Genomic DNA, 25,492 nt, shown 5'->3' on the forward strand with positions numbered 1-25,492 from the left:
TGTTGTCAGGATGACAATCACGCGGCGGACATGCCCGTGACCCGCCACTTCCCGGCGACGCGCTCGGCCGTGACGCTCAGCTGGGCGGCGCCGGTGCTGTGCTGCCCGTCGCCTCTCGTGCCGGTCTGGTCGAGGAACACCAGCAGCGCCGCGCGGTCGCCGTCGAGCAGCTTCACGCCGGACGCGACGGCCGTCGACGTCACCACGAGCTTCTGGTCCGCGGCCAGCTTGCGGACCTGGCCGAAGAGCTGGTCGTACTGCGCGAGCGCCGGCCCGGCGAGGAGGTCCTTCGCCGCCTGTTCGTTCTTGGCCGGATCGTCGTAGCGGTAGGAAAACAGCGTGCCGAGCGCGGCGCTGATCTGTTTCCCCGCCTCGGCCGTGCCCGCGGTGTCGGAAAGCGCGGTGTTGTGCGCGACGACCGCGTTCGTGCTCCGCGCTTCCAGGGTGCACCACACCGCCAAACCGGTCATGAACACAGCCACCACCGCGAGCACCACCGTCGCCCGCCGCCGAGGCTTCGCCGGTTCGGCGACGGCCTCTTCGGCCGGCGCCGGTTCGTGGTGGCGCCCGGCGACCTTCACCGTTCGCTTCTTCGTCGGCACGGTCATGGCGTCTCCCCCGTCGGGACCTGGCCCAGCCCGGTGACCCGCCAGCCGTCGGGCCCGCGCGTGAGGTCGGCCTGGAGCCGGTTGCGTTTCGTCACGGCGTCGCCGCCTTCGGGCGCCACCACCAGCTCGACCGACGCGATCAGCTTCGCCGTCCCCGCTCCGGTGTCCACTTCGGTCACCGCCGCGTCGGTCACCTTGCCGGTGGTGACGGTCTTGGCCTGCGCTATCCGGTCGAGACTGCCTTGACGGTCGGCGGCCAGCTCGTCGTGCAACGCGCCGCCGGAAAGGTCCAGCCAGTGCTGGTACCCCGGCGCCGCCTGCCGGTAGTCCAAAGTGGTCAGTCCGGCGACGGCGGTCCGGCCCGCCGCCAGCGCGTCCTCGCGGACGACCGCGCGCGCGACGCCGTCGTCGTGCGCCGCCTGCCACCAGCCGAACCCCGACCACCCGGCCGCGACGGTCGCCAAGACCGCGGCCAGCACCACGACAATCCTCACGGCCGTCCTCCCGGTGCGTTCTGCGAACCCCGCACGTTCGTCGGATTTCCCCTCGGCAGCGCACACCGCGCGGCCGTGTTCAACGGGCGGGTCGACGTGTCCAGGCCGTCGCGATACGGCGTCGTGTACCCGGTGGTGCACGGCGGTGGGTCGAAGAAGGTCAGCGACAGCCCGAAGTGCGCGCCGTCCGGCCGGATCACCGCGCTGCCCGCGGCGACCGCCTGCGGCGCGGTGATCAGCAGCTGCCGCAGACCGTCTTGGCGGGCTTCGAGGACGTCCGCGGTGGTCAGCAGGTTGGCCAGCAGCACACCCAGCTGGGGTCCGGAGTCGCGGATGAGCGCGCCGACCTCGTTCGCCGCGGCGGGGACCGCCGGGATCAGCGTGCGCAGGTCGCCGTCGGACTGCTTCAACGTCGACGCCAGCAGCTTCGCGTTGACGCCGAATTCGCGGATCGCGTCGGCCTGCTGCACCTGCGTGTCGAGCACCGTGTGCGCGTCGGTGACGAACCTCGTCAGCGGCGCGACGTGCGCGCTCGCGGCCTGGACGAACTCGATGCCGCGGCCGACGAGCTGGTCCAGCGCCGGGCCGGCGTCGGACGTCGCGTGGTACAGCTCGTCGACGACCGTGCGCAACGCCGGTTTGGGCACCGAGTTGGCGAACGAGTCCACTGTCGACAAGACGACGTCGACCGGCAGCGGGATCTTCGTGTCGGCCTGCGTGATCACCGAGCCGTCGTGCAGCTTCGGGCCGCCGTCGGCGCGCGGCCGCAGGTCGACGTACTGCTCGCCGACGGCCGACCGGTCGGCGACGACAGCCTCGGTGTCGGCCGGGACGGGCGCGGTGCCGGAGTCGATCTCGAGGTCGGCTTCCATCCCGGCCGGGGTCAGCCGCAGCTCGCCGACGCGGCCGATCGGGACGCCGCGGTAGGTGACCTCGGCGTTCGTGAAAATGCCGCCACCGGTCGGGAACTGCGCTTTCACCGTGTAACCGCGGTCGAAGAAGACCTTGTCGAGCCCGGCGTAGGTGGCTCCGACGTACGCGACGCCGAGGACCGCGATGACGACGAAGATCGTCACCTGGACGCGCACGAACCGGGTCAGCATCAGTGGCCCACCTTGAGGAACCCGTTGAGGTAGTCGCCGCGGATCGTGTCGAGCGCGGCGTCCGGGAACGGGAAGGTGAAGATCATCTCCATCGCCTTCGGCAGCTTGTCCCCGGAGTCGGCCAGCCGGCGCAGCAACGGCTCCAACGCCTTGAGGTCGGCGACGAGGTCGTCCTTGCTGCGGTTCACCGTGTCGACGGCGACCGAAGTGAGCCCGTCCAGGGACTTGAGCATGCCGACCAGCGCTTCCCGCTGCTGGTTGAGGACGCCGATGCCGGGCGTGAGGCCGTTGAGCGTCGTGGTGATCTGGTCGGTGTGCGCGTTCAACGTCTGCGCCAGCTTGTTGACGCTCTCGATCGCGCGCGTGATCTCGGTGCGGTGCTCGTCGAGCCCCTTCACGAACGCGTCCAAACTGGACAGCAGGCTGCGCGCCGCGGTTTCGCGGCCGCCGAGGGCTTCGTTGAGCTGGTGGCTGATGTTCTGGACCTGCGCCACCCCGCCGCCGTTGAGCAGCAACGACAACGCGCCGAAGACTTCCTCGATTTCGGGCGTCAGCGTGGAGCGGTCCAAGGGAATGGCCGCGCCGTCGAGGAGCCGGCCGGACGGCGTCGCGTCGTCCGGCGGGGCCAGCTCGACGAACTTCTCGCCCAGGATGCTCGCCTGCCGCAGCCGCGCGACGGCGTTGCCTGGCAGGTCGACGTCGCCGTTGAGCAGCAGGTCCACGATCGCGCTGTGCCCGTCCGGCGCCAGTTCGACCTTGACGACCTGCCCGACCGGGACGTCGTTGACCTTGACCCCGGACTGCGGCACCAGGTCGAGGACGTTGGTGAAGCTCGCGGTGACGTGGATCGGGTGGTCGCCGAGGGCGGCGCCGCCGGGCAGCGGGATGTCGTACACGCTCACCCCGCGCCCGCAGCCGGTGGTGACCAGCGCGAGCGTCACCACCGCGGCCAGCTTGACCAGGGATTTCATTTCGGCTCCGCGAACTCGAGGAGGTTGCCGCGGCCGTCGATGGTCCCGTTGGCCTGGTCGTAGGCGCCGAGCAGGTTGGTCAGGGCGTTCGGGGCGGCGCTGAGCGCTTCGGCGAGGGAGTCCTTCTGGTTCACGAGCACCTTCGTGACGTCGGCGAGCTTGTCCACGTCGGACTGGACCTTGCCGCGGTTGTCCTTGATGAACCCCTGCACGACGGTCAGCGCCTGGGTCAGCTCGGTCAGCGCGCCGGAGAACTGGTCGCGCTGGTCGGCCAGGACCTTGCTGAGCGACGCGATCTGCGAGATGGCCTGCTTGACCTGCCCGTCGTTGGCCGCGAGCATCGCGGTGAACTTGCTGATGTTGTCGACGGAGCCGAAGAGATCGTCCTTGGAGTCGCTCGCGGCGCGGGCGAACTCGCCGAGGTTCTTGATCGCCGTGCCGATGGTTTGCCCGTTGCCGTTGAGGTACTCCGCCGACTTGGTCAGCACCTCGCTGACCGCGCCGTCCTTGTTGGCGCCCTGCGGGCCGAGCGCGGTCATCAGCTGGTTCAGGCTGTGCAGCAGGTCGTCGACCTCGACCGGGGTCGCGGTGCGCTCGCGTGGAATGGACGCACCGTCGGCCAGCTGCGGGCCGCCGCGGTAGACGGGCGTGATCTGCACGTACCGGTCGGCGACGAGGCTCGGCGTGATGACGACGGCACCCGCGTCGGCCGGCAGCTGGACGTCCGGCTTGAGCGTCATGGTCACCTTGACGTCGGTGCCGTTCGGCTCCACTTTGGACACCGAACCGATGGCCACCCCGAGGACCCGCACGTCCGAGTTCGGGTAGATGCCGACCGCGGCGGCGAAGTACGCGGTCAAGGTGCGATCGGCCGGCGCGGTCGCCACGGGCCAGGCCGCCGAGACGACCAGCGCGAGCAGGACGCCGAGCGTGAGCGCCCGCAACCGCGTCCGCCGGCGTGCCTGGGCTCCCAGGTCGATGAGCTGGTGGGCCATCAGCGTCCTCCGTTCTTCGGCGGCAGGCAGCTGCCCGGCGTCGTGCCGGTCGGGATGAGCCCGCAGATGTAGGTGTCGATCCACCGGCCGTTGCCGACGGCGTTGCCGAGCAGCCGGTAGAACGGGCCGGCCAGGCGCAGGCTGTCCTCGAGCTTGCCCTGGTTCTGCTGCAGCACGGTCGCGACGCGGTCGAGCTGGTCGAGCGCCGGGCCGAGCGTCTTCTGGTTGTCCGCGACGAGCCCGCGCAGCTGGATCGAGAGGTTCTTGATGCCGGTGAACAGCTGCGCGATGGCGTCCTTGCGGGCGTTGAGCTCGGTGAGCAGCGTGTTGCCGTCGCGGATCAGGGCCTGGATCTGGTCGGAGCGTTCCCCCAGCGTCTTCGACACCTGGTTGGTGTTCTGGAACAGCTTGACCAGCTCGTCGTCCCGGGACGCAAGCGTTTGCGACAAGGCGGCGATGCCGTCGAACGCGGTCCGCACGTCCTGCGGCGCCGACGCGCCGAGCGTGTCGGACAGCACGCGGAACGCCTGCGCGAGCTGGTTCGTGTCGATCGCCCCGACCGTGCTCGCGAGGTCGTTGAACACCGCGGTGACGTCGTAGGGCGAGCTGGTGCGCTCGGGCGGGATGGGCTGGTCGGGGTTCAGCTCGCCGTTGCCGACCGGGTCGAGGACGAGGTTCTTCTGGCCCAGCAGCGTCTTGATCTTGATCGCCGCGGTCGTCCGGTTGCCGATCCAGGTGTCCTTGACCCGGAACAGCACCTCGACGTGGTCGCCGGCCAGCCGCACGTCGGTGACCTCGCCGACCTTGACACCCGCGACGCGGACCTCGTCGTTCGGCTTGAGCCCGGCGGCTTCGTGGAACTCGGCCTTGTACGTGGTGCCGCCGCCGACGATCGGCAGGTCGTCGGAGAAGAACGTCGCCCCGCCGATCAGGGCCATGACCAGGGCGGTCACCGCACCCACGACGATCGGGTTGCGGCTTCGGAACGGCTTGATCCGCGGCGGTTTCACCGGCACCTCGCAGCGGTCACGGGGATGCCCGGCGGGGGTCCGCCCGGGGCGGGTTTCGCGTCGGACTCCACCGAGCAGAGGTAGAAGTTCGCCCACGAGCCGTAGGAGAAGAGCGTGCCGATCCGGTCGAGCTTCTTGGGCAGGTTGTCGATGAACCGCTGGAACACCGGGGTGTTGTCGGCGAGGTTCTTCGACAGGTCGCCGAGCGCGGTGATGCTGTCCTTGAGCGGTTGACGCCCTTGCTGCAGCAGCCCGGCGGTGGCCGTGGTCAGCTCGCCGAGCCCGCCGATCGCCTGGCCGATCGGCTTCGCGTCGGCGGCGAGGCCGGTGACGAGCTGCGCGGTCGTGTCGACGAGCGCGTCGAACTGGTCGCCCTGGGCGTTCACGGTGTCGAGGACGGTGTTGAGGTTGCCGATGACCTGGCCGATCACGGCATCCTTGCCGGCCAAAGTGGACGTCAGCGACGCCGTGTGCCGCAGCAGGCTTTCGATCGTGCTGCCCTCGCCCTGCAGGACCTGGATGATCTCGAACGACAGCTGGTTGACGTCGTTCGGCGACAACGCCTGGAAGAGCGGCTTGAAACCGTTGAACAACGCGGTGAGGTCGAGCGCCGGCTTGGTCCGCTCCAAGGGGATCTGCGCGCCTTCGGCGAGGGTCGGCGAGGTGTCCGTCGCGCCTGGGTCGACCGAGAGGTACCGCTGGCCGACGAGGTTGCGGTACCGGATGGTGATCGCGGCCGACGCTGTCAGCCGGTGCGTGCGGTCGACGGAGAAGGCGACGTCGGCGAGCCGGTGTTCGACGACCTGGACGGAGTCGACCTGGCCGATCCGGACGCCGGCCATCCGGACTTCGTCGCCGGGGTTGACCGAAGTCACGTCGGTGAACCGGGCCGTGTACTCGATCGTCGCGCCGACGCTGGAGTTGGCGATCGTGATCGCGAGGATCCCCGTGGCGACCGCGGTCACCAGGAAGAAGATCAGCCCCTTGACGGCGGGACCCACGACGCTCCTCATCGGACGGTCACCTCCGTCCCGCGCAGCGCCGGTCCGATCAGGACACTGCTCCAGTCGGGCACGTCCCCCAACGTGGGCTTCAGGAGTTCGGCGACCAGCTGCCGTTCACCCGGCGAGTTGGCCGGGCCGAGGTCGCCGTCCGTGGCTCCCGACGCCGCCGCCCCGCCGCCGTAGCACTTCGGGCCGCCGGTGGCGTCGTAACGCGGGTTGTCGCGCCCGGGCACGTACTTCTCGCGCGGGTCCTGGACGGCGAGCGTCACGTGCAGGCCCGGCTCGTTCGTCCCCTTGCCGAGTGCCTTTTCCATCAGCGGCTTGAGCCGGTTGACGGCGTCGAACAAGCACGGGAACTCGGGCGAGTACCGCGACAGCAGTTCCAGCGACGGCCGGCTTTCCGCCGAGACGCCGATGATGTTGTCCTTGTTCTTGCGCAGGAAGTCGTTGAGGTGACCGGTCGCGCTCGTGACGCTCGAGTACAGGTTGTCGAGGTCCGCACGAGTGTCCACAATGGTCTTCGCGGTCGTCGACAGGTCGGTGAGCGCCTGCAGGATGTCCGGCGCGGCGGTCGTGTAGACGTCGGCCGCGTTGGCCAGCCCGGTGATGTCCGCCTTGAACTGCGGCATCAGCGGGTTCAGCTGGGCCAGCAGGTCCTGCAGCTTGACGATGCTGTCGCCGATCGGCTGACCGCGGTTGTCGAGGGCTTGGGAGATCGCGCCGAGCGAGCTGTTCAGCTTCTGCGGCTGGACCGCGCGCAGCAGCGGCAGCAGGTCGCCGAGCACGCGTTCCAGCTCGATCGCGTTCGCGGAGTGGTCCTGCCCGATGACGTCCCCCGCCCCGAGTTTCCCTTGTGGACGGTCCGGGAGCACGAGGTTGACGTACCGCTCGCCGAACACCGTCTTCGGCAGCAACCGCGCGGAGACGTTCTCGGGCAGCAGGCCGATCTTCACCGGGTCGAGCGCGAGGTCGATCTCGGCGCCCGTGCGCGTGCTGCGCACCGCCCGGACCTCGCCGAACGGGACGCCCTTGACCTTCACCTCGGCGGTCGGCGCGAGCTGGTTGCCGACCCGGTCCGCGCGCAGCGTCACCAGCTCGGAGTCGTCGAAGTCCTTGTCGTAGATGGCGACCGCGAGGTAGCCGAGCAGGACGAGCACGCCGAGGAACGCGACCCCGGCGAGCTGCGTGCCGAACCGGCTCATCCCGACACCTTCACCGTCGTCGTCGCGCCCCAGATGGCCAGGGACAGGAACAGGTCGAGGACGCTGATCAGCACGATCGACGTCCGCACGGCCCTGCCCACCGCGACGCCGACGCCGGCCGGGCCGCCGCTGGCCCGGTAGCCGTAGAAGCAGTGCGTCAGGATCACGCCGACGCTGAAGACGAGCACCTTGCCGAACGACCACAGCACGTCGCCGGGCGGCAGGAACAGCGTGAAGTAGTGGTCGTAGGTGCCGCCGGACTGTCCGAAGAAGACGACCGTGGTGAGCCGCGAACCGAGGTAGGAGATCAGCAACCCGATGACGTACAGCGGGATGATCGCGATGAACCCGGCGACGATCCGGGTGGTGACCAGGTACGGCATGCTCCGCACGGCCATCACCTCCAGGGCGTCGATCTCCTCGGAGATCCGCATCGCGCCCAGCTGCGCGGTGAACCCACTGCCCACAGTGGACGAAAGCGCGAGCCCGGCGACGAGCGGCGCGATCTCGCGCGTGTTGAAGTACGCGGTCAGGAACCCGGTCATCGCCGAGATGTTGATCTGGTTCAGCGCGCTGAAGCCCTGCAGGCCCACGGTGACCCCGGTGAACACGCACAGCCCGACCATCACGCCGATCGTGCCGCCGATGACCGCGAGCGCGCCGCTGCCGAACGTCACCTCGGCCAACAGCCGGACGACTTCGCGGAAGTAGCGCGTCACGGCGAGCGGGACGGCCGCGAGCGCGCGGACGTAGAAGAGCAGCTGGTCGCCGAGGTCGAACAGCCGGTCGCCGGGTTTGCCGAGGATGGCCACTCAGGTTCCCTTCGCGGGGACCAGCTGCAGGTACAGCGCGGTCAGCACGGTGTTGACGAAGAACAGCAGCAGGAAGGTGATGACGACGGACTGGTTGACGACGTCGCCGACGCCCTTCGGCCCGCCCTTGGGGTTGAGGCCGCGGTAGGAGGCGACGACGCCGGCGAGGTAGCCGAAGATCACCGCTTTCACCGAGCTGACGACGAGGTCCGGCAGCTGCGCGAGGGCGTTGAAGCTGGCCAGGTACGCGCCGGGCGTGCCGCCCTGGATGATGACGTTGAAGAAGTAGCCGCCGAGCACGCCGACCACGCTGACCAGGCCGTTCAGCAGCACGGACACCCCGACGGCGGCCTGCACCCGCGGCACGATCAGCCGGTGGATCGGCGAGACGCCGAGCACCTCCATCGCGTCGATCTCCTCGCGGATGCTGCGCGCGCCGAGGTCGGCGCAGATGGCGCTGCCGCCGGCGCCGGCGATGATCAGCGTCGTCACGATCGGGCTCGCCTGCTGCACGACGGCCAGGACGCTCGCCGCGCCGTTGAACTGCTGGGCGCCGATCTGGCTGGTGAGCGAGCCGAGCTGCAGCGAGATGACCGCGCCGAACGGGATCGAGACGAGGATCGCCGGCGTGATGGACACGCTGGCGATGAACCAGAACTGCTGGATGAACTCGCGGACCTGGTACGGGCGGCGGAACATCGCGACGATGATGTCGAGGCCCATCGCGCACATGCGGCCGAACTCGCGCAGGCCGTTCGCGGCCCGGCGCGGCGCTTCCGTGAGCAGCGTGGTCATGCCTTGCACCCACTGCTGAAGCACCGCAGGGCGAGGTTCGAGACGAACGTGTTGCCCGGCCCCGAAACCAGGCCGGTGAGCAACCGGCTCACGTCCTCGTGCCCGACGCACCCGGCGAACGGCGGCGCGGTGAACGTCGAGGTCACCTTCACCGGCGGGGCCGGCAGGGAGATCGGCACCAGGGCCTTGATGTTCACGGAAGCGGGCTGGGCCGTCCGGCAGTCCGGGCCGACGTCGAGGGCCTTGCCGTCCACTTTGGCGTCCGACAGCTTGATGAACACCTTCGCGGTGACGTCGGTGTCGGCGCAGATGTTCGTCTGCGTGGCCTTGCAGTTGGTGTCCTTGCCGGTCTTCACGGTGGCGACGCCGGTGGCGTCGCCGTCGGGGATGATCTCGACCCGGCCGGTGGTGGCCATGAACCGGAACGCGACGAAGTAGCCGTTCGCGGGCGGGATGCTGAGCTTGCCGGAGATCGGCACGGTGCTGGTGAGGCCGCCCAGTGCGCCGTCGAACGTGCCGGGCGGGAAGGCGATGTCGGAACCGAGCTTGGCCACGTGGCTCGTGGTCGGCTGCTGCGCGTCCCCGAGGGTGAACCCGAAGGGGATCGGCGTGGCCGCGGCCTGGACCGGTGCCGCGTCTTCGCTGGGCGCCGCTTGCGCCGCGCCCAGCGAGAACGCGGTCAGCACCAGCACGAGCAGGAGCGGCACCGCGCGTGTCAGCACTGACATCCGTAGTTCCTCATGGTTCGTAGTTACTCACGATTCCTGTTGTCACACAAGGAATCCGCAGTTCTTGTCATGCCGCTCAGTGGTGCGCGGCGCGGTTTTTCCGCGCCGCGTCACAACTTCACTTCTTGGTCAGGTCCACTTCCAGCTTGTTGCCCGGGCCGGACGTGAGGCCGGTGATCAGGCCGGTCAGGAAGCCGCAGCCGGTGAACCGCGGGATGCCGTAGGTCGCGGTGAGCTTGCCGCCCTTGAGCGGGTCGAACCCGGCCGCCGAGACGAGCGGCACGTCGGCCGGCTTCACCGTGTGGCAGGAGCTCGACGACAGGATCGGGAAGCCGAACACGCGGACCTTGGTGAGCTGGACGTCCACCTGCGCGTTCGCCTTGACCGCACCGCCGGTGAGCGTGCCGTTGATCGCGCCGACCTGGCTGAGCTTCACCGTCGCGGACGCGGGGATGAAGCCGAGCACCCGGAAGTACACATCGGACTTGGGCAGCGCGAGCTGGGCGCCGAACTTGCCTGACGCGGCGTCGAGCTTGGCGTCCAGGGTGCCCGGGCCGAGCGGCAGGGTGGCGTGCAGCTGCTTGAGCTGCGACTTGCCCTTGACCGAGTACTTGACCTCGATGCTGCCCGGCGGCGTGGTCGGCTGGGTCGTCGGCGTGGTGGGTTCGGTGGTCGGGGTCGTGGGCTCGGTCGTCGGGGTGGTCGGTTCCGTGGTCGGAGTCGTCGGTTCCGTCGTCGGCGTCGTCGGCGTGGTCGGCTCCGTCGTCGGCGTGGTCGGTTCCGTGGTCGGAGTCGTCGGCTCGGTCGTCGGGGTCGTCGGTTCCGTCGTCGGAGTCGTGGGCTCGGTTGTCGGGGTCGTCGGCTCGGTTGTCGGAGTCGTCGGTTCCGTCGTGGGAGTCGTCGGCTCAGTGGTGGGAGTCGTCGGTTCCGTCGTCGGGGTCGTGGGCTCCGTCGTCGGCGTGGTCGGTTCCGTCGTCGGAGTCGTGGGCTCCGTCGTCGGGGTCGTCGGCGCGGTCGTCGGAGTCGTGGGCGTGGTCGGGGTCGTCGGGGTCGTCGGGGTGGTCGGCGTCGTGGTGCCGCCCGCCGGCTTGATCTCGAACGTGCCCAGCTGCTGGTTCTGGCCCGGGACGGCGACGCAGTCCGAGGTGAACGTGCCGAGGTCGGTCGGCTGGCCGGCGGCGTTGCGCGGGGTCATCGTGGTGCTGAAGTTCCCGACCGTCACCGACGCGGTGCCGGGGCTGGGGAACGTCACGGCCGGCGCCTTGCCGCTGCTCTTGACGTGGAACGCGCCCGACGGCGGGACCGGCGTCGAGGCGATGGTCAGCGGCAGGTTCAGGTTCAGCGTCTTGTCGACCGGGTACTTGAGCACGGCCGCGGCCTTCGCCGAACCGTCCAGCGAGGTGGCGCCGACCAGCGCCAGGCCGTCGGTCGCGGTCGCCGGCACGGTGACGTCGACGTCGAAGGTGATCGGGGTCGACGAGGCGCCCGCGACCGCGTTGTCCGGCAGGTTCGTGTCGATCTTCACCGACAGCACCTGGTCGCCGATCAACGGGAACGGGCAGTTGTAGTTCAGCGTCAGGCTCACCGGCGCGGCCTGGGTCGGCCCGGCCCCGACCAGCGCGACGGTCGCCGCAATGCCCGCGACGGTCGCGACGGCGAGGCCGTAGGCGGGCTTTCTCGACTTCCACGAAAACTTCACGGATCGTCACCTCGGGGAATGGGGGTAATTTCAGCGAAAAGTACCTCCGTAAAACCGGGTTAACAAGCGGCCCCGAAATTCTTTGTCACGCGCAGGGGAGCACCCCCACCGTGAAGGGTCACGCAGGTCAGCCCTTGTCACCTGCGTGCTATCCGGGCTCGCGAAAATTGTCACGTGCCCGGCGAATGGCGGCGATCTTCTTGCCCGGATCGGCCGTTCCCCGATACCTTTTCGCGGGCAGGGAAAGGAGCGGCCATGAACCAGCCGGTCATCGCCGTGACGGACCTCGCGAAGACCTACGGCGAGGTCACCGCGCTCGCCGGGATCAGCCTCAGCGTCGCCCGCGGCGCGGTGCTGGCGGTCCTGGGCCACAACGGCGCCGGGAAGACGACGTTGATCGACATCCTCAGCACGCGCGTCCGGCCGAGCGCCGGCACCGCGCGCGTCTGCGGCTACGACGTCGTGCAGCGCGGGCGCGCGGTCCGGCGGCGGATCGGCGTGACCGGGCAGTTCGCCGCGGTCGACGACGCCCTTTCCGGGCGCGGGAACCTCGTGCTGGTCGCCCGGCTGCTGGGCGCGAAGCCGCGGCAGGCGCAGGCGCGGGCGGCCGAGCTGATCGCGTCGTTCGGCCTGGAGGACGCCGCCGACCGGCCGGCGGGCACCTATTCCGGCGGGATGCGGCGGCGGCTGGACCTGGCCGCGGGCCTCGTCGGCGCGCCGCAGGTGCTGTTCCTCGACGAGCCGACCACCGGCCTCGACCCGGTCAGCCGGTCCGGGCTGTGGTCGGTCGTCGAAGGCCTGGCCGCGCGCGGCACGACCGTCGTGCTGACCACCCAGTACCTCGAAGAGGCCGACCGGCTCGCCGACCACGTCGTCGTCCTCGGGCTCGGCCACATCACGGTGTCCGGGACGCCGTCGCAGCTCAAGGCGCGGCTCGGCAACCGGACGGCGACGCTGACGTTCGGCACCGAACTCGCGCTGCGGCGCGCGGTGGACGCCCTCTCCCGCCTCGGGCTGGCGGCCGGCCGCACCGGCCTGGTGCTGTCGGTACCGCTGAGCGGCCCGGGCGACATCCCGGTGCTGGTGCGCGCGCTCGACGCGGCCGGCGCGCCGCTGCGGGACCTGACGGTGACCGAGCCGACGCTCGACGACGTCTACCTTTCGCTGCACCGGGCCGCGTCATGACCCAGGCCCGGCACCGCGCCGCCGTGGCCGCGCTCGGCGACCCGGCGGCGTGGCCCGAATCCGGCTTCTGGACGCAGGTGCGCGTCCTGGCGGCTCGTTCGCTGCGCACGGCGTTCGGCGACCGGCGGCTGGTCTTCTTCGGACTGTTGCAGCCGGTGGTGCTGCTTCTGTTGTTCAGCCAGGTTTTCAGCGGCGTCGGGGCGCTGCCGGGCGTGGCGGCGTACCAGGGTTACGTGAACTTTCTGGTCCCGGCAACGCTGGTCAACATCGCGATGACGACGGCGATGAGCTCGGGCGCGGGCCTGCTGGCCGAGATCTACGGCGGTTTCACCGGCCGGCTGCGGTGCCTGCCGATTTCGCTGTTCTCGGTACTGGTGGCCCGTACGCTGGCGGATTCGGCACGGCTCGGCGTCCAGCTGGTGGTGACGGCGCTGGCGAGCGTGGTGTTCCTGGGGTTCCGCCCGGCGGGCGGGGTGCTCGGCCTGGGGCTGGCGCTGGTCTTGACGCTGGTGGTGGGCTGGTGCCTGAGCTGGGTGTTCGTCGCGATCACGACGTGGCTGCGCAAGGCGGAAACCCTGCAGGCGGCGTCGTTCGTGGTGATGTTCCCGCTGATGTTCTCCTCGAGCGCGTACATGCCGCTGGACACGATGCCGTCATGGGTCCGCGCGGTGTCGGCGGTGAACCCGCTGACGTACGCGATCGACGCGACCCGGGCGCTGGCGCTGGCCCGCCCCATCGGCTGGTCGGTTTTGACGGCGCTGGTGATCGCGGCGGTGGCCGCGGTGGCGGGCTCCTTCTTGGCGGCCCGCACCTTCCGCAACCGCGCTTAGCCCAGCGACTCCAAGCGTGAAGCCGCCTCCTCCGCACCACCCGCCGCCTCGAACGACTCGCGAATGCGGGACGCGCCGGGCCGGAAAGCCTCCGCCGACTCGATCGCCGTGCGGAGGTCCGCCGCCTTCACGCGGTCGAACCGGACCCGCACGCCCGCGCCCGCGGCCGTGACCTGCTGGGCCAGCATCGACTGGTCGTCCCGGATCGGGGCGACCACCAGCGGCACTCCGGCCGACAGCGCCTCGCACACCGTGTTGTGCCCGCCGTGGCAGACCACCACCGAGGCGTGCGCGAACACCGCCACCTGCGGGATCCGGCGGGCCAGCAGCACGCTCTCACTGACCAGCCCACCGGACGGGTCCACCACGAGCCCCCGCACGGAAGGCATCCCGGCCAACGCGTCCACGCTCTCGGCCAGGAACCGCGCACCCGCCGACGCGTTCGACGTCCCCAGCGTCACCACGACCAGCGGCCGATCGTCCACAGGGGACCATTCGCCCGAAGCCGCGGGCAGCGCCGGGCCGACGTAGGACGCCGGCACCGCCAGCCGGGACTCGCCGGCCAGGGCCCGGGTCGTGAACGCCAGCACCAGGTGCGGCGAAAACCGCAGGTCACCGAGCAGGACGCCGTGCCGGGCGCGCAACCCGGCCTGCAGCTCGCCCACCCAGGACGCGATCTTCGGCAGCGAACCCAGCGGGTCGGCCAGCTCGGTCGACGTCGACGCCGACGTCGCCCACGGCAGCCCGCACCGCGCGGCCACCAGCGCCCCCGCCATCGCCTGCTGGTCCACCACGACCACGTCCGGCGCGAAAGCGGACACCGCCGACAAGACCCCCGGCACCATCGCGTCGGCCAAAGGAACCAGGTACGACTCCCACAGGTACTTCAACGCGGCGAACCCGCGCAGCTCAGGTGGTCGCAGCTCCAGCGAGAACGGCCCGGAGTCCCCCGCCGGGAACACCGGCCCGGAGACCAAAGTGGACAGTTCCGGGCACGGACCGCACCACGCGACCTGATGGCCCCGCGAAGTCAGCGCCGCGGCCACCCCGCGCAACGGCGCCACGTGCCCGGCCAGCGGCGGCACGACGAGCAGGAACTTCACGCCGCGTGCCGCTCGACCCACTTCAGCACCAGCTCGCGCACCTCCCGGTGCTGCTCCACCAGCACCGAATGCCCCTGCCCCTCGAACACGTGCAGCTCGCCGTTCGGCAGCAACGACGTCAAGGCTTCGAGGTCGTCGGCCTGGTAGCCGTGACTGCCGAGGATGGACAGCACCGGGCAGCCGATCGCGGCCACCTGCTCCCACGTCAGCAACGGCCCGAGCGGCACCTCTTCCGCCATCTTCGTCGACGTGATCCGCTCGGCCGCCATCCGCGCGAGCCGCCGGTGGTGGGCGCTGAAGTTCGCCTCGATCCAGTCGAAGCTCTCCTCCACCTGCAGGAACCGCACGGTGTGCGCGAGGATCTCGGTCATCTTGCCCGCCCACACCTCGGTCGCGGGCTCCGACTCGATGCACACGATGCTGCGCACCCGTTCCGGACAAGCGACGGCGTAGCTGTAGGCGAGCGTCCCGCCGAAGCTGTTGCCCACCAGGTGCACCGGCCGGTCGACGCCGAGCTGCCGCAGCAGGTCGTCGAGGTCGGCGACGAAGTCCCCGAGCGTGTAGCCGCGCTCCGGGCGCTCGGTCTTGCCGTGTCCGCGCAGGTCGTAGCTGATCACGTCGATGCCGGCGGCCGCGACCGGCGGCGCCAGCGTCAGGTAGAAGCTCGCCAGGCTGTCGGTGCCCATGCCGTGCAGGAACACGACGGTCTCGGTGCCGCCGGCGGGCACGAGCTGGACGTTGGTGCGCAGCCCGTTCACGGTCATCGTGGGCACGTGCGCTCCCCCACGAACCGGGCGATGTCGCCGACGGTCAGCCCGATGACGTCGTCGAGGTCCTTCTCCGCCAGGTACTCGGCGAGGTTGACGTCCGCGCCGAAGTGCTCGGAGAGGATGCTCGCGAAGGTCACCAGGTCGATGCTCTCCAGCTGCAGGTCCTCGTGGAACGTCGTGCTCGGCGTGATCTCGATGCCGAGCACCTCGGCGTCGCCGGTGAGCTGGGTCAGCAGCTCGGCGACGACGTCGAAGACGGCGGACGCGTGGTCGAGGGTCATGGCGTGCTCCTGAGTCGTGCGGTGGCGGTGTCCCCGGTCAGGTCGACCGTGACGGCGAAGCCCGGGAGTGCGCGGCCGCGGCCGGACACCCGGCCGTCGGCGTGGACGCGGATTTCCGCCGGGTAGACGGGCTCGGCGAGCCGGGCCCGGACGGCGTCCTTGGCGGCGATGCGTTCCAGCAGCCAGCCGCGAGCGCGCCGCGGCGGGACGGCGGCGAACTCCGCGCGTTCCTCGGCGCTGAGGTAGACGCCGGCGTAGATGTCCCGGGCGGCGACCGTCGGCCAGCGGTCGGTGACCGTGACCGTGCCGTCGGCCCGCCGCTCGCCCAGCAGGTTCTCCGCCGGGAACGCGTAGACGCGGTGGGCCGCGCGGTCGCAGGGGAACCGGACGTCCCGCCAGCCCTCGACGCTCGCCAGCACGCGCCCGTCGCGCACCAGCTCGGCGTCCATCTCCAGGACGTCCGGCCGCGGCAGCCGGACGCGCACGAGGCACTCGAGCCGGGTGCCGGGCGCGGGTTCCGGCCCGTGCCAGGTGAGCCGGCCGATCGACCGCGGGAAGGCGAGCAGGCCGTCGGACCGGGTGGCCATCAGCCAGCAGCCGAGCAGCTGGCCGATGTTGTCGAGCAAACCGCCGGGTGCTTCCGGGACGACCAGCTCGCCGCGGATGTGCTGCTCGCCGAGCCCGGTCAGCCGGGCCAGGCCCTGGTAGGAGGGTCCGTGGAACATCTCGCGCCGCGCGTAGATCTCGGCCGCGCTCAACGGCGGCGCGGTCTCCGGGCCCGGCACGGCGGTCCGCGACGGCGGCGGCGCGTACGTCCCCAGCTCGACGGTCATCAGCGCGTACGGTCCGATCTCGACGGTCACCTGGTCGCCCTCGCGGCTCATCGCCAGCGGCACCCGCTGCGCCGGGGAAGCGATGAGCCACCGCGAGAACACCGCGTCCCGCACCGCGACCGCCGTCGTGCCCGGCCAGGTGCGTTCGACGGACCGGCACGCGAGGGCCACCAGCGTCGTCGCCGGCACGACCGGCCGGAAGTCGGACTCGTCGGGCCAGTCGTCCCGCTGCCGGAAGAACCGGTGGTCGCGCAGGTACGGCATCGCGGCCAGCGAAACGTCCACAGTGGACTCGACGCGCCGGCGCGCGGCCGCCGCGACGACGTCCGCCGCGGTCTGCCGGGTCTCGCTGAGCAGGGCGGTGAACTCGGCGACGATCGCGTCCGGGACCCCGGCCGGCAGCTCCGGCACCGCGCGGTCGTCGAGCAGGCCACGGGCCGATTCGCCCAGCGACAGCAGGGAGTTCCCGGTGGTGAGCCGGACCCGCCGCGGTTCGAGCGCTTGGAAGTCCGGGCTGCCGCCTTCGACCCACAACGCGGTCGCGACGCGGCGCAGCTGCGCGAGCCCGGACCGGGTGCCGGACGCGGCGGCGACGACCAGGTGCCGCCGCTCGCCGAGCGTGTCGGTGACGTAGGAGCCGAGCTGCCCGGCGCCGACCTGCACGAACGCGCGGAACCCGGCGTCGTGCAGCGCCTCGGTCAGCGCCCGGAACCGGACCGGGCGGATCAGGTGCACGAGGTACAGCTCGCGGACGGCGTCCGGCTCGTCCGGGTAGGGCCGCGCGGTCGTCGCCGACCACACCGGCACCGTCGGCTCCCGCAGGTCCAGGTCGGCGGCGAGCCGGGCGAACGGCCCGAGGTACGGCCGCAGCAACGGGGTGTGGAAGCCGGAGCGGAACGGCAGCGTCCGGGCCACGATCCCGGCGCCGCGGCAGGTCTCGGCGAACTCCGCGACGGACTCCGGCGGCCCGCACACGATCGTCTGCTTCGCTGCGTTTTCGTGCGAGACCACCAGGTCGTCCGGCAGCAGCTCGGCCACGCGCTCGACCGGGCAGCCCAGCACCAGGTAGTCCGCGTCGGGCAGCTCGAACCCGTCGGGCCAGTACCGGTCCAGCAGGTCCGGCCCCGCGCGGTACATCCCGGCGGACTGCATCGCGGTCCACTCGCCCACGCTGTGCCCGGCGAGCGCGTCCGGCCGGATCGCCAGCCGGCGCAGGGCCTGGTCGAGCAGCAGCCCGCTCGCCGACACGCTCGCCGCGCGGTCGAGCACGCTCGCCGTGGACCACTGTGGACGGTCGAGGCCGAAGTGCTTGGCCACGTCGTCGATCCGCGGTTCGGCGCCGTCCTCCAGTCCCGGGTGGACGAACGCGACCTTCCCGGCCGGCAGCAGCGGGTCGACCGAGCACCAGACGTCCCCGCCGCCGTGCCACGACCGGCCCTCGGCCGCCACCTTGGCGAGCACCTTGCGGGCCGTGGCGAGCTTGCGCTCGTCCGGGCCGACGATCCCGATCCGGCACGGCCCGTCGCCTTCGCCGGGCCGGTCGAGGCGTTCCAGCAGCTCTTCGGGCGTGTTCGCGGCCAGCCGCAGCACGCGTTCCGGCTCGTCGACGCGCACCCGCCGCTTCGGCGCGGCGTCAACACCCGCCTCCAGCACGACGTGCGCGTTGACGCCGCCGAAGCCGAACGCGTTGACCGCGCCCACCCGCGGCAGCGCACCCCACTCCTCGGCCTCGGCGAGCACGCGGAACCGGGTCTTGTCCAGCAGCGGGTTCGGGTCGGCGCAGTGCAGCGTCGGCGGCAGCACCCCGTGGTGCAGCGCGAGGGCCACCTTGACCAGGCCGGCGACCCCGGCCGTCGGCAGGGTGTGGCCGATCATCGACTTGACCGAGCCGATCACCGACCGTGCCCCCGGCCCCTCGGCCTGGCCGAAGACGTCGGCGACGGTGGTCAGCTCGGCGGCGTCCCCGGCGGGCGTGGCCGTGCCGTGGGCCTCCAGCAGGCCGATCCGGGCCGGGTCGAGTCCGTCCCAGGCCCGCCGCAGCGCGAGGGTCTGCCCGGCGACGGACGGGCTGAGCAGGCTGGCGCCGCGCCCGTCGCTCGACGTCCCGCTGCCGCGAATGACGGCGTACACGCGGTCGCCGTCGCGCCGCGCGTCGGCCAGCCGCTTGAGCACGACGAGCGCGGTGCCCTCGCCGATGAGCATGCCGTCGGCTTCGCGGGAGAGCGGGCTGATCCGCTGGCTCGGCGACAGCGCGCCGAGCTGGGTGAAGAGCGACCAGAGCGTGTCGTCGTGCGTCTGGTGCGCGCCGCCGGCCAGGACGACGTCGCAGCGGTGCCGGGTCAGCTCGCCGATCGCCTGGTCGACCGCGACCAGCGAAGACGCGCAGGCCGCGTCCACGGTGTACGCCGGGCCGCCGAGGTCGAGCCGGTTGGCGACGCGGGCCGCGGCCAGGTTCGGCACCAGCCCGGCGGCGGTCTCCGGCCGGAACTCCCCGAGCGGTTCGAGCAGCGCCGTCCGCAACCGGTCGAGGACGTCCGGGCCCGCCGACGGCAGGAGCTCGCCGACCGTGCGGGTGATCTGCCGGACGGTCCGGACCCGCTGGTCGAAGCCCTGCAGCCCGGGCGACAGGTAGCCGCCGCGGCCGAGCACGACACCGATCCGTTCGGGGTCGCCGAGCCGGCCGAGGCCCCCGGCGTCCTCGACGGCCTGCACGGCGACGGCGAGCGCCGTCAGCTGGTCCGGTTCGGTGCCTTCCAGCGACGTCGGCGGGACGCCGTGGGCGACCGGGTCGAACTCGATGGTGTCGGGGGCGAAACCGCCGCGGCGGCCGTGGGTCCGGTCCGGCGCGGTGCCGTCGTGGCCGTGGAACGCCGGGTCGCGGCGGTGCGCCGGGATGTCGGTGACGGCGTCGACGCCGCCGACGAGGTTGCGCCAGTACTGGTCCACTGTGGACGCGCCAGGCAGGAATACCCCCATGCCGACGATGGCGACCGGTTCCTGGCTCACCACAGCGACGCCGTGTAGAGCACCGCGCGGTCGGTGCCGTAGGCGAGTTCGCGCAGCAGGGCGGCGGTGCCCGCGTCCGCGTCGAGCAGGCTGATGTCCCGGCGCTCGTACTCGCGCGCCAGCTCCGGGGAGACCATGCCGCTGTGGTCGGCCGCGGGCGCCCACGGTCCCCAGTGGACGGTCACGGCCCGGCCGGGCCAGTCCTTCGCGAGTGCCTCCAGGGCGTCGTTCGCGGCGGCGTAGTCGGTCTGGCCGCGGTTGCCGAGCACCGCGGCGATGCTGCCGAAGAACGTGACGAACCCGGGTTCGGCGTCGAGCGCGTCGAGCAGGATCCGCGCACCGTCCACTTTGGTCTCGTACACGGTCCGGAACGACGTCTCGTCCTTGTCCGCCATGAGCTTGTCGTCGAGGACGCCGGCGGCGAAGACGACCCCGTCGAGCCGGCTGGGCAGGTCCTTGACCAGGCGCCGCACGGCGTCCGGGTCGCGGACGTCGAGCGAGGTGTAGCCCGCGGTCCCACCCGCGGCGCGGATTTCGTCGAGCGTGCGGCCGATCTCGCGCTGGGCCAGCACGGTCCGCACCCGGCGTTCGATCTCGGCCACCGAGCCACCGCGGCCGGCCAGCACCGCGCGCATCGCCGTCGGGTCGGCCGGCAGGTCGTCCGGTTCGCCCGGCCACGGGGTCCGCCCGGCGAGTTCGAGCCGGCAGCCGGAGGCGGCGAACGCGATCGCCGCGCGGGCGGTGATCCCGCGGGCCCCGCCGACCAGCAGCACCACGGAGTCCGGGCCGAGGCCCAGCGCGGCGAGTTCGCCGCCGCCCGGTCCGGCGCCGGAGTAGGCGATCGACGGGAGGTCCGCCGGGCGCGGCTCGATCGTGAAGCGGCCGGTCTCGTCGTGGCCGACGACCGAGGGGCCGTCGCTGAGAGCCTCGTCGACGAGCACTTTCGCCAGGTCTTGGTCGGCTTCGACGAGCCGCGTCACGCCGTCGCGTTCCAGCGCGGCCGAGCGGACCAGGCCGCGGAGGCCCGGCGTTCCCGGCTTGGCCGCGACGAGCACGGTGCCCTTGGCGTTTTTGAGGTGGGTGAACACTTCCGGGGCGTCCGTGGCCAGGATGACGGTGATGTCGGCGTCCCCGGTGACGATCTCGGCGCCGGCTCCGATGAACGCGGCGCGCACGGATTCGTCGTCGCCGATGATCGCGACGGACTTGCCGCGCAGCCGTTCGGGATCGGGGTCGAGCGGGACGGGCACCCGTTCCAGCCGGTACCGCGTGGGCGCGGCCGCGGCCGGCGTGGGGTTCAGCCAGCTCTCGAGGTGCGCGGTCAAGGCGTTCGCGGTGCGGTCGCGGCTGAGCTGGTCGGTGCGGTCGTCGGCGGGCAGGCCGAGGCGGCCCAGCAGCGTCCCGGCGATCTCGGTGCGCTTGATGGAGTCGATGGAGAGGTCGGCTTCGAGGTCGAGGTCGCCGGCGATCATCTCGGCCGGGTAGCCGGTGCGTTCGCTGATCACGCCGATCACGGTGGTGAGGACGTCGGCTTCGGGTTCTGGTTCGGGCTGTCGTTCCGGCTCGGGTTCCGGGACTCGCACAGGTTCGGGAACGACGACGGGCGCGGGCGCGCTGCCGAGGTAGCCGAGCATGACCTCCCGCTGGGCGGCGACGAGCTCGCGGGTGGTGCGCAGGAAGTCGACGACGGCCTGGTCGTGGCCGGAAGCGGGCTGGGTCATGGCGGAACTCCGGATTCGTCGGGCCGGGGGCAGGGCGGGCGTCTCGGCGCCGGGGGCGCGGGCGGACCGCCCGTCGACGGCCCAGGCGGTCGGGGCCGGCGTCGGGCGCTTCACCCTGGTCAGCCGCTCGGTGCGGACGTCGACACCGGCGTCGGCGAGTTTTCGCAGCGCGGTCAGGAAAGCCGGGAGGTCGGGGCCGCACGCGACGACGGTGTGCGGGCGGTCGCCGAGGATCTCCCCGACCAGCCGGGTGAGCACCCGGCCCGGCCCGACCTCGACGAACGTGCGCGCGCCGGCGTCGTACATGGCTTCGATCTGGTCGAGGAACCGCACGGGAGCGCCGATCTGCGCGGCGAGTTCGCTTTTGACGTCGCCTTCGTACGGTTTCGCGGTGCGGTTCGACCACACCGGCAGCCGCGGCTCGCGGATCGGTTCCCGGGTGAGCTCGTAGGCGAAGAGGTCGCCGGCTTTGGCGACCAGCGGGCTGTGGAAGGCGCAGGCGACGGGGATCCGCTGGGCGCTGACGCCGATCTCGCGCAGCCGCCGGATCGCCCGTTCGACGGCGGCGACCGGTCCGGAAAGGACGACTTGTTCCGGAGCGTTGTGGTTGGCGACGACGACGTCCGGGCCGATCAGGGTGGGGGTGAGCCGATCCCGCGGCGCCTTGACGGCGGCCATGGTCCCGGGCTCGGCGACGTCGGCGATGGCGTGCGCGCGGGCGTGGCTGACGCGCAGGAGGGTCTCGGTGTCGAAGGCCCCGCCGACCGAGAGCGCGACGAGTTCGCCGTAGCTGTGCCCGGCGAGGAAGTCCGGCCGGACACCGGTTTCCTCGAGGAGCTGGGCCACGGCGGTTTCGACGAGCCCGAGCGCGGGTTGAGCCACGCGGGTGTCGGTGAGGGCTCGTTCTTGGGCTTCGGTGGAGTGGAAGGCGTGCGGTGGAAACGCTTTCGCGGCGACATCGGGGGCGAGGCGGAGGAGGTCGGCAAGCTCGGGGAAGTGCACGAAGAGCTCGGCGAGCATCCCGGGGCGCTGGCTCCCCTGGCCGGGGAAGAGAAAGGCGACCTTGCCGGGGTCGGCCACGCCCGCCCCATCCGCGCGCGCATCACCCGGGCCGGCGCTGCCCACGCCCGCACCGGCCTTGCTGGGCTCGGCCACACTCGCACCAACCTTGCCGGGGTCGGCCACCCCCGCCTTGCCGAGCGCGGCCTCTCCGCCGCCTGCGCGCCCCGCCGCCCGCAGCGGCCGCTCGGCCACCGCGCGGCGCAGGTCATCCAAAGCCGCCTCTGCCTCCGGTGCCCAATCCCGCAGGCCGTGGCGCCGGTCCGGGGCCACCGGGCCCGCTCCCAGCACCGCGTGGAAGTTCGTCCCGCCGAAGCCGAACGCGCTCACCCCCGCCAGCCGGGCCGGCTCCGCCCACGGCCGCGCCGAAGTCGTGAACGTGAACGGGCTTGTCTCCGCGTCCCAAGCCGCGTTCGGCGTGCTCAAGTTCAGCGTCGGCGGCACCACCTCGTGCCACAACGCCAGGGCCGCCTTGATCAGCCCCGCCAAGCCCGCCGCGCACTTCGTGTGGCCGATCTGGCTCTTCACCGACCCCAGCACGCACGAGCCCGGCGCCGCCCCCGCCGACGAGAAGAACCCCGTCAACGTGCGCAGCTCGGTCGCGTCGCCGACCACCGTGCCCGTTCCGTGCGCCTCCACCAGCCCCACGTCCACAGGGGACACTCCCGCGTCGCGGTAAGCCCGTTCCAACGCCCGGTGCTGACCCTCCGGTCGCGGGGCGGTCAACCCCAAAGCCTTGCCGTCGCTCGCCGCGCCCACGCCCTTGACCACCGCGTAGATCCGGTCGCCGTCGCGTTCGGCGTCGGACCGGCGCTTCAGCACCAGGCACGCCACCCCCTCGCCGAGCGCGATGCCGTCGGCCGCCGCGTCGAACGGGCGGCAGCGGCCCGTCGGCGAAAGCGCGCCCGCCGACGTGAACATCAAGTAGTCGTGGATGCCGTTGTGCAGGTCGACGGCGCCGCACAGCACCAGCGAGCTCGTCCCCGCGCGCAGCTCCTTCGCCGCGAGGTCGAGCGCGGCCAGCGACGACCCGCACGCCGCGTCCACCGTGTAGTTCGCGCCGCCGAGGTCGAGCCGGTTGGCGATCCGGCCCGAGATGACGTTGGCGAGCGTGCCGGGGAACGTGTCCTCGGTCGGCTCGGGCAGCTGGGCGAGCAGCTCGGGCGGCACCTCGTCGAGGTAGCCGGCCAGCAGCGAACGCAGCGTGCCCGCGTTCGCGAGGTCGCCGCCCGCCTCCGCGCCGAACACGACGCTCGTGCGCTCGCGGTCGAACTCGCGCTCGCCGTACCCCGCGTCGGCCAGCGCCCGCCGCGCGGTCTCCAGCGACACCAGCTGGGCCGGGTCGATGCTGCCCATCGCCGACGGCGGGATGCCGTAGTCCAGGGGGTCGACGGCCACCGGCGGCAGGAACCCGCCCCACTTCGACGTCGACTGTCCGAAGTAGACAGACGGGTCCCACCGCTCCGGCGGCACCTCGGTGACGGCGTCCTCGCCGCGCAGGACGTTCGACCAGAACGCGTCCAGGTCCGGCGCCCCGGGGAACGTGCAGGCCATCCCGATGACGGCGATGTCCCGGCTGTCCCGCGGCTCCGGTTCTTCCCGCCGGGCAAAGGTTTTCCCCGACGTGACTTCCCGGTGCAGCTCGGCGATCGTCGTCCGGCGGTCGCGCAGCACAGCGACCTGGCCGGCCATGAACATCCCCTCGGCGAGCTGGGTCCCTTCGCCGAGCGGCGAACCGTCCCGGCGGACGCCCTTGCTCGCGACGCGCAGCCGTCCGGTGTTCAGCTCCTCCAGCCGCTGCCACGCTTCCTGCGCGGGCACATCCCGCAAACCGGCTTTGACCTGCTCGAACTCCGCCGTGTACGGGCTGGGCAGGCAGCGCGTGCGGTGGCCCGGCGCGGTTTCGAGGGTGACCGTCGCGTCGGCGGCGAGCGCCCGTTCCTGGAACAGCCCGGTGATCGCGCCGTGCGCCACAGCCTCTTCGGTGAACAGGTAGGCGGTGCCCATCAGGACGCCGACCGCGTCGAGCGGGGCCGCCATCGCGGTGACCATCGCCGCGGACCGGGCGTCGTGGATCCCGCCGGCGAAGAGCACCTCGACGTCCTTCGCCGCACCGAGCACGGCCAGTTGTTCTTCCCACAGCTCGAAACTCGACCGCGGCCCGACGTGCCCGCCGCATTCGGCGCCCTCGAAGACGAACCGGCGGACCCCGGCCTCGAGGTACTGGCCGAGCAGGATCGGCGACGGCACGTGCACGAACGTCGCGATCCCGTCGGCTTCCAGGGCCTTGACCTGCCCGGGTTTGCCGCCCGCGATCAGCACGCACCGCGGCCGGACGGCCCGGATCGCGGCGAGCTGCTCGGCACGCAGGTCGTCGGGCACGAACCCGAGGATCCCCGCGCCCCACGGCCGGTCGCCGAGGCGCTCGGCGGTGCGGGTGAGCAGGTCGGTGGTGCGCGCGCCGTTCGCCGTGGCGACCGCGACGAACGGGAACCCGCCCGCGTCGGCGACCGCGACCGCGAACCCGGGCTGGTCGCTCACCCGCGTCATCGGCCCCTGGACGACCGGCAGCGCGCTGCCCAGCGTCCGGCACAGCCGATCCGACGGCGTCACCACCGGGAGCGAGGCGCCGACGACCCGGCGAACGTCCGCTTCCACTGTGGACTCCAGCAGCACCCCGGCGGCGCCCCCGGCGAGCGCTCCCACCGCCGTCCGCGGCCCGGCCGCCCGGCCCCACACCGGGACGTCGAATGTACTGAGAAGCTGTTGCAGCAGAACGAACTCACTCAGTTCGCCGCCCCGGGCGAGCAGGCCCAGTGCACCCCCTGCGACGGCCTCCGCGGCCGTGGCCACATCGGACACCTCGGCGAGCGCGCCGGTCCACGGCGCCGTCGTGCGGACGGCGAAGGCCGCTCCCTCGGGAAGCGGGCCGTCCGTGCGCACGCCGTAGGGCACCCGGACCCGGGCGGCGACGAGCCGGAGCGCGACCGGATCGGCGCCGTCGAGGACCCCGAGGCCCCCGCCGCGCGCGACGGCCGCCACCGCGCCGGGGTCGCCGATGCCGAGGCACCGCAGCCGTCGAGCGTGCGACGGCGGGACGAGCTCGGCCATCGGCGGACCTCCTGTGCGGGTGGGGTGATCTTCACGAGACCAATCACAGGAATAACGCACCAGGCCCGGAAAAAGCAATACTCGTGCTAGGGTGCGAAACCGTGGAACACCGCACGATCATAGCCCTGACCAGCACTTTTATCATACGGCTTCTAAATGAGAAATACCATTC

At 71.9% G+C, this 25,492-nt stretch carries 19 protein-coding genes; 2 read left to right on the plus strand and 17 right to left on the minus strand.

Annotated elements, in window-relative coordinates; all coding sequences use genetic code 11:
- Positions 1 to 17 precede the first annotated feature (17 nt).
- The 12 genes from ACIRSS_RS12250 to ACIRSS_RS12305 form a co-directional block, all read right to left on the minus strand.
- Positions 18 to 608 carry a hypothetical protein gene (locus tag ACIRSS_RS12250; RefSeq protein WP_400893917.1) on the minus strand — a complete coding sequence of 197 codons (591 nt, stop codon included), beginning with the start codon at positions 606 to 608 and terminating at the stop codon, positions 18 to 20.
- Positions 605 to 1,102 (minus strand): hypothetical protein, encoded by a 498-nt coding sequence (locus ACIRSS_RS12255; RefSeq protein WP_400893919.1) that lies wholly within the window; start codon positions 1,100 to 1,102, stop codon positions 605 to 607. Before ACIRSS_RS12255 ends, ACIRSS_RS12250 begins: the two co-directional genes overlap by 4 nt.
- Positions 1,099 to 2,205, minus strand: coding sequence for an MlaD family protein (locus ACIRSS_RS12260; RefSeq protein ID WP_400893921.1), 1,107 nt, complete (start codon positions 2,203 to 2,205; stop codon positions 1,099 to 1,101). The genes ACIRSS_RS12255 and ACIRSS_RS12260 overlap by 4 nt, the downstream gene beginning before the upstream one ends.
- Positions 2,205 to 3,176, minus strand: coding sequence for an MCE family protein (locus ACIRSS_RS12265; protein ID WP_400893923.1), 972 nt, complete (start codon positions 3,174 to 3,176; stop codon positions 2,205 to 2,207). The genes ACIRSS_RS12260 and ACIRSS_RS12265 overlap by 1 nt, the downstream gene beginning before the upstream one ends.
- Complete coding sequence (locus tag ACIRSS_RS12270) at positions 3,173 to 4,171, minus strand: MCE family protein (RefSeq protein ID WP_400893924.1); 999 nt, start codon at positions 4,169 to 4,171, stop codon at positions 3,173 to 3,175. The genes ACIRSS_RS12265 and ACIRSS_RS12270 overlap by 4 nt, the downstream gene beginning before the upstream one ends.
- The gene (locus ACIRSS_RS12275; protein WP_400893926.1) at positions 4,171 to 5,181 is read right to left on the minus strand and encodes an MCE family protein; all 1,011 of its coding nucleotides are present in this window, start codon (positions 5,179 to 5,181) and stop codon (positions 4,171 to 4,173) included. Before ACIRSS_RS12275 ends, ACIRSS_RS12270 begins: the two co-directional genes overlap by 1 nt.
- Positions 5,178 to 6,194 carry an MCE family protein gene (locus tag ACIRSS_RS12280; RefSeq protein WP_400893928.1) on the minus strand — a complete coding sequence of 339 codons (1,017 nt, stop codon included), beginning with the start codon at positions 6,192 to 6,194 and terminating at the stop codon, positions 5,178 to 5,180. The genes ACIRSS_RS12275 and ACIRSS_RS12280 overlap by 4 nt, the downstream gene beginning before the upstream one ends.
- Positions 6,191 to 7,387 carry an MCE family protein gene (locus tag ACIRSS_RS12285; protein ID WP_400893930.1) on the minus strand — a complete coding sequence of 399 codons (1,197 nt, stop codon included), beginning with the start codon at positions 7,385 to 7,387 and terminating at the stop codon, positions 6,191 to 6,193. Before ACIRSS_RS12285 ends, ACIRSS_RS12280 begins: the two co-directional genes overlap by 4 nt.
- Positions 7,384 to 8,199, minus strand: a complete 816-nt coding sequence (locus tag ACIRSS_RS12290; protein ID WP_013229372.1) for an ABC transporter permease — start codon at positions 8,197 to 8,199, stop codon at positions 7,384 to 7,386. The genes ACIRSS_RS12285 and ACIRSS_RS12290 overlap by 4 nt, the downstream gene beginning before the upstream one ends.
- Positions 8,200 to 8,994 (minus strand): MlaE family ABC transporter permease, encoded by a 795-nt coding sequence (locus ACIRSS_RS12295; RefSeq protein ID WP_400893932.1) that lies wholly within the window; start codon positions 8,992 to 8,994, stop codon positions 8,200 to 8,202.
- Entirely contained in the window at positions 8,991 to 9,722 is a 732-nt protein-coding gene (locus tag ACIRSS_RS12300) for a hypothetical protein (protein ID WP_400893933.1), read from the minus strand. The genes ACIRSS_RS12295 and ACIRSS_RS12300 overlap by 4 nt, the downstream gene beginning before the upstream one ends.
- A gap of 118 nt (positions 9,723 to 9,840) precedes the next feature.
- A complete protein-coding gene (locus tag ACIRSS_RS12305; protein ID WP_400893934.1) occupies positions 9,841 to 11,421 on the minus strand; it encodes a DUF6801 domain-containing protein in 1,581 nt (526 codons plus the stop codon).
- Between the two features lie 255 nt (positions 11,422 to 11,676).
- Between ACIRSS_RS12305 and ACIRSS_RS12310 the strand changes: the two genes are divergently transcribed.
- Together ACIRSS_RS12310 and ACIRSS_RS12315 are read left to right on the plus strand one after the other, a co-directional pair.
- Positions 11,677 to 12,606: an ATP-binding cassette domain-containing protein gene (locus ACIRSS_RS12310; protein WP_400893935.1), complete on the plus strand. Its 930-nt coding sequence runs from the start codon at positions 11,677 to 11,679 to the stop codon at positions 12,604 to 12,606.
- Positions 12,603 to 13,436: an ABC transporter permease gene (locus ACIRSS_RS12315; protein ID WP_400893936.1), complete on the plus strand. Its 834-nt coding sequence runs from the start codon at positions 12,603 to 12,605 to the stop codon at positions 13,434 to 13,436. The genes ACIRSS_RS12310 and ACIRSS_RS12315 overlap by 4 nt, the downstream gene beginning before the upstream one ends.
- Here ACIRSS_RS12315 and ACIRSS_RS12320 read toward each other — a convergent pair.
- The 5 genes from ACIRSS_RS12320 to ACIRSS_RS12340 are packed head-to-tail and all read right to left on the minus strand — an operon-like array spanning position 13,433 to position 25,320.
- Positions 13,433 to 14,560: a glycosyltransferase gene (locus ACIRSS_RS12320; protein WP_400893937.1), complete on the minus strand. Its 1,128-nt coding sequence runs from the start codon at positions 14,558 to 14,560 to the stop codon at positions 13,433 to 13,435. The genes ACIRSS_RS12315 and ACIRSS_RS12320 overlap by 4 nt on opposite strands.
- Positions 14,536 to 15,312, minus strand: coding sequence for an alpha/beta fold hydrolase (locus ACIRSS_RS12325; protein WP_400893938.1), 777 nt, complete (start codon positions 15,310 to 15,312; stop codon positions 14,536 to 14,538). Before ACIRSS_RS12325 ends, ACIRSS_RS12320 begins: the two co-directional genes overlap by 25 nt.
- Positions 15,300 to 15,590, minus strand: coding sequence for an acyl carrier protein (locus ACIRSS_RS12330; protein ID WP_400893939.1), 291 nt, complete (start codon positions 15,588 to 15,590; stop codon positions 15,300 to 15,302). The genes ACIRSS_RS12325 and ACIRSS_RS12330 overlap by 13 nt, the downstream gene beginning before the upstream one ends.
- Positions 15,587 to 19,432, minus strand: coding sequence for a beta-ketoacyl synthase N-terminal-like domain-containing protein (locus ACIRSS_RS12335; RefSeq protein ID WP_400893940.1), 3,846 nt, complete (start codon positions 19,430 to 19,432; stop codon positions 15,587 to 15,589). The genes ACIRSS_RS12330 and ACIRSS_RS12335 overlap by 4 nt, the downstream gene beginning before the upstream one ends.
- On the minus strand, positions 19,426 to 25,320 hold the full coding sequence (locus tag ACIRSS_RS12340) for an SDR family NAD(P)-dependent oxidoreductase (protein WP_400893941.1): 5,895 nt from the start codon (positions 25,318 to 25,320) through the stop codon (positions 19,426 to 19,428). Before ACIRSS_RS12340 ends, ACIRSS_RS12335 begins: the two co-directional genes overlap by 7 nt.
- Positions 25,321 to 25,492: the final 172 nt, after the last annotated feature.

The sequence above is a fragment of the Amycolatopsis sp. NPDC101161 genome, assembly GCF_044768185.1.
Lineage (GTDB): Bacteria > Actinomycetota > Actinomycetes > Mycobacteriales > Pseudonocardiaceae > Amycolatopsis.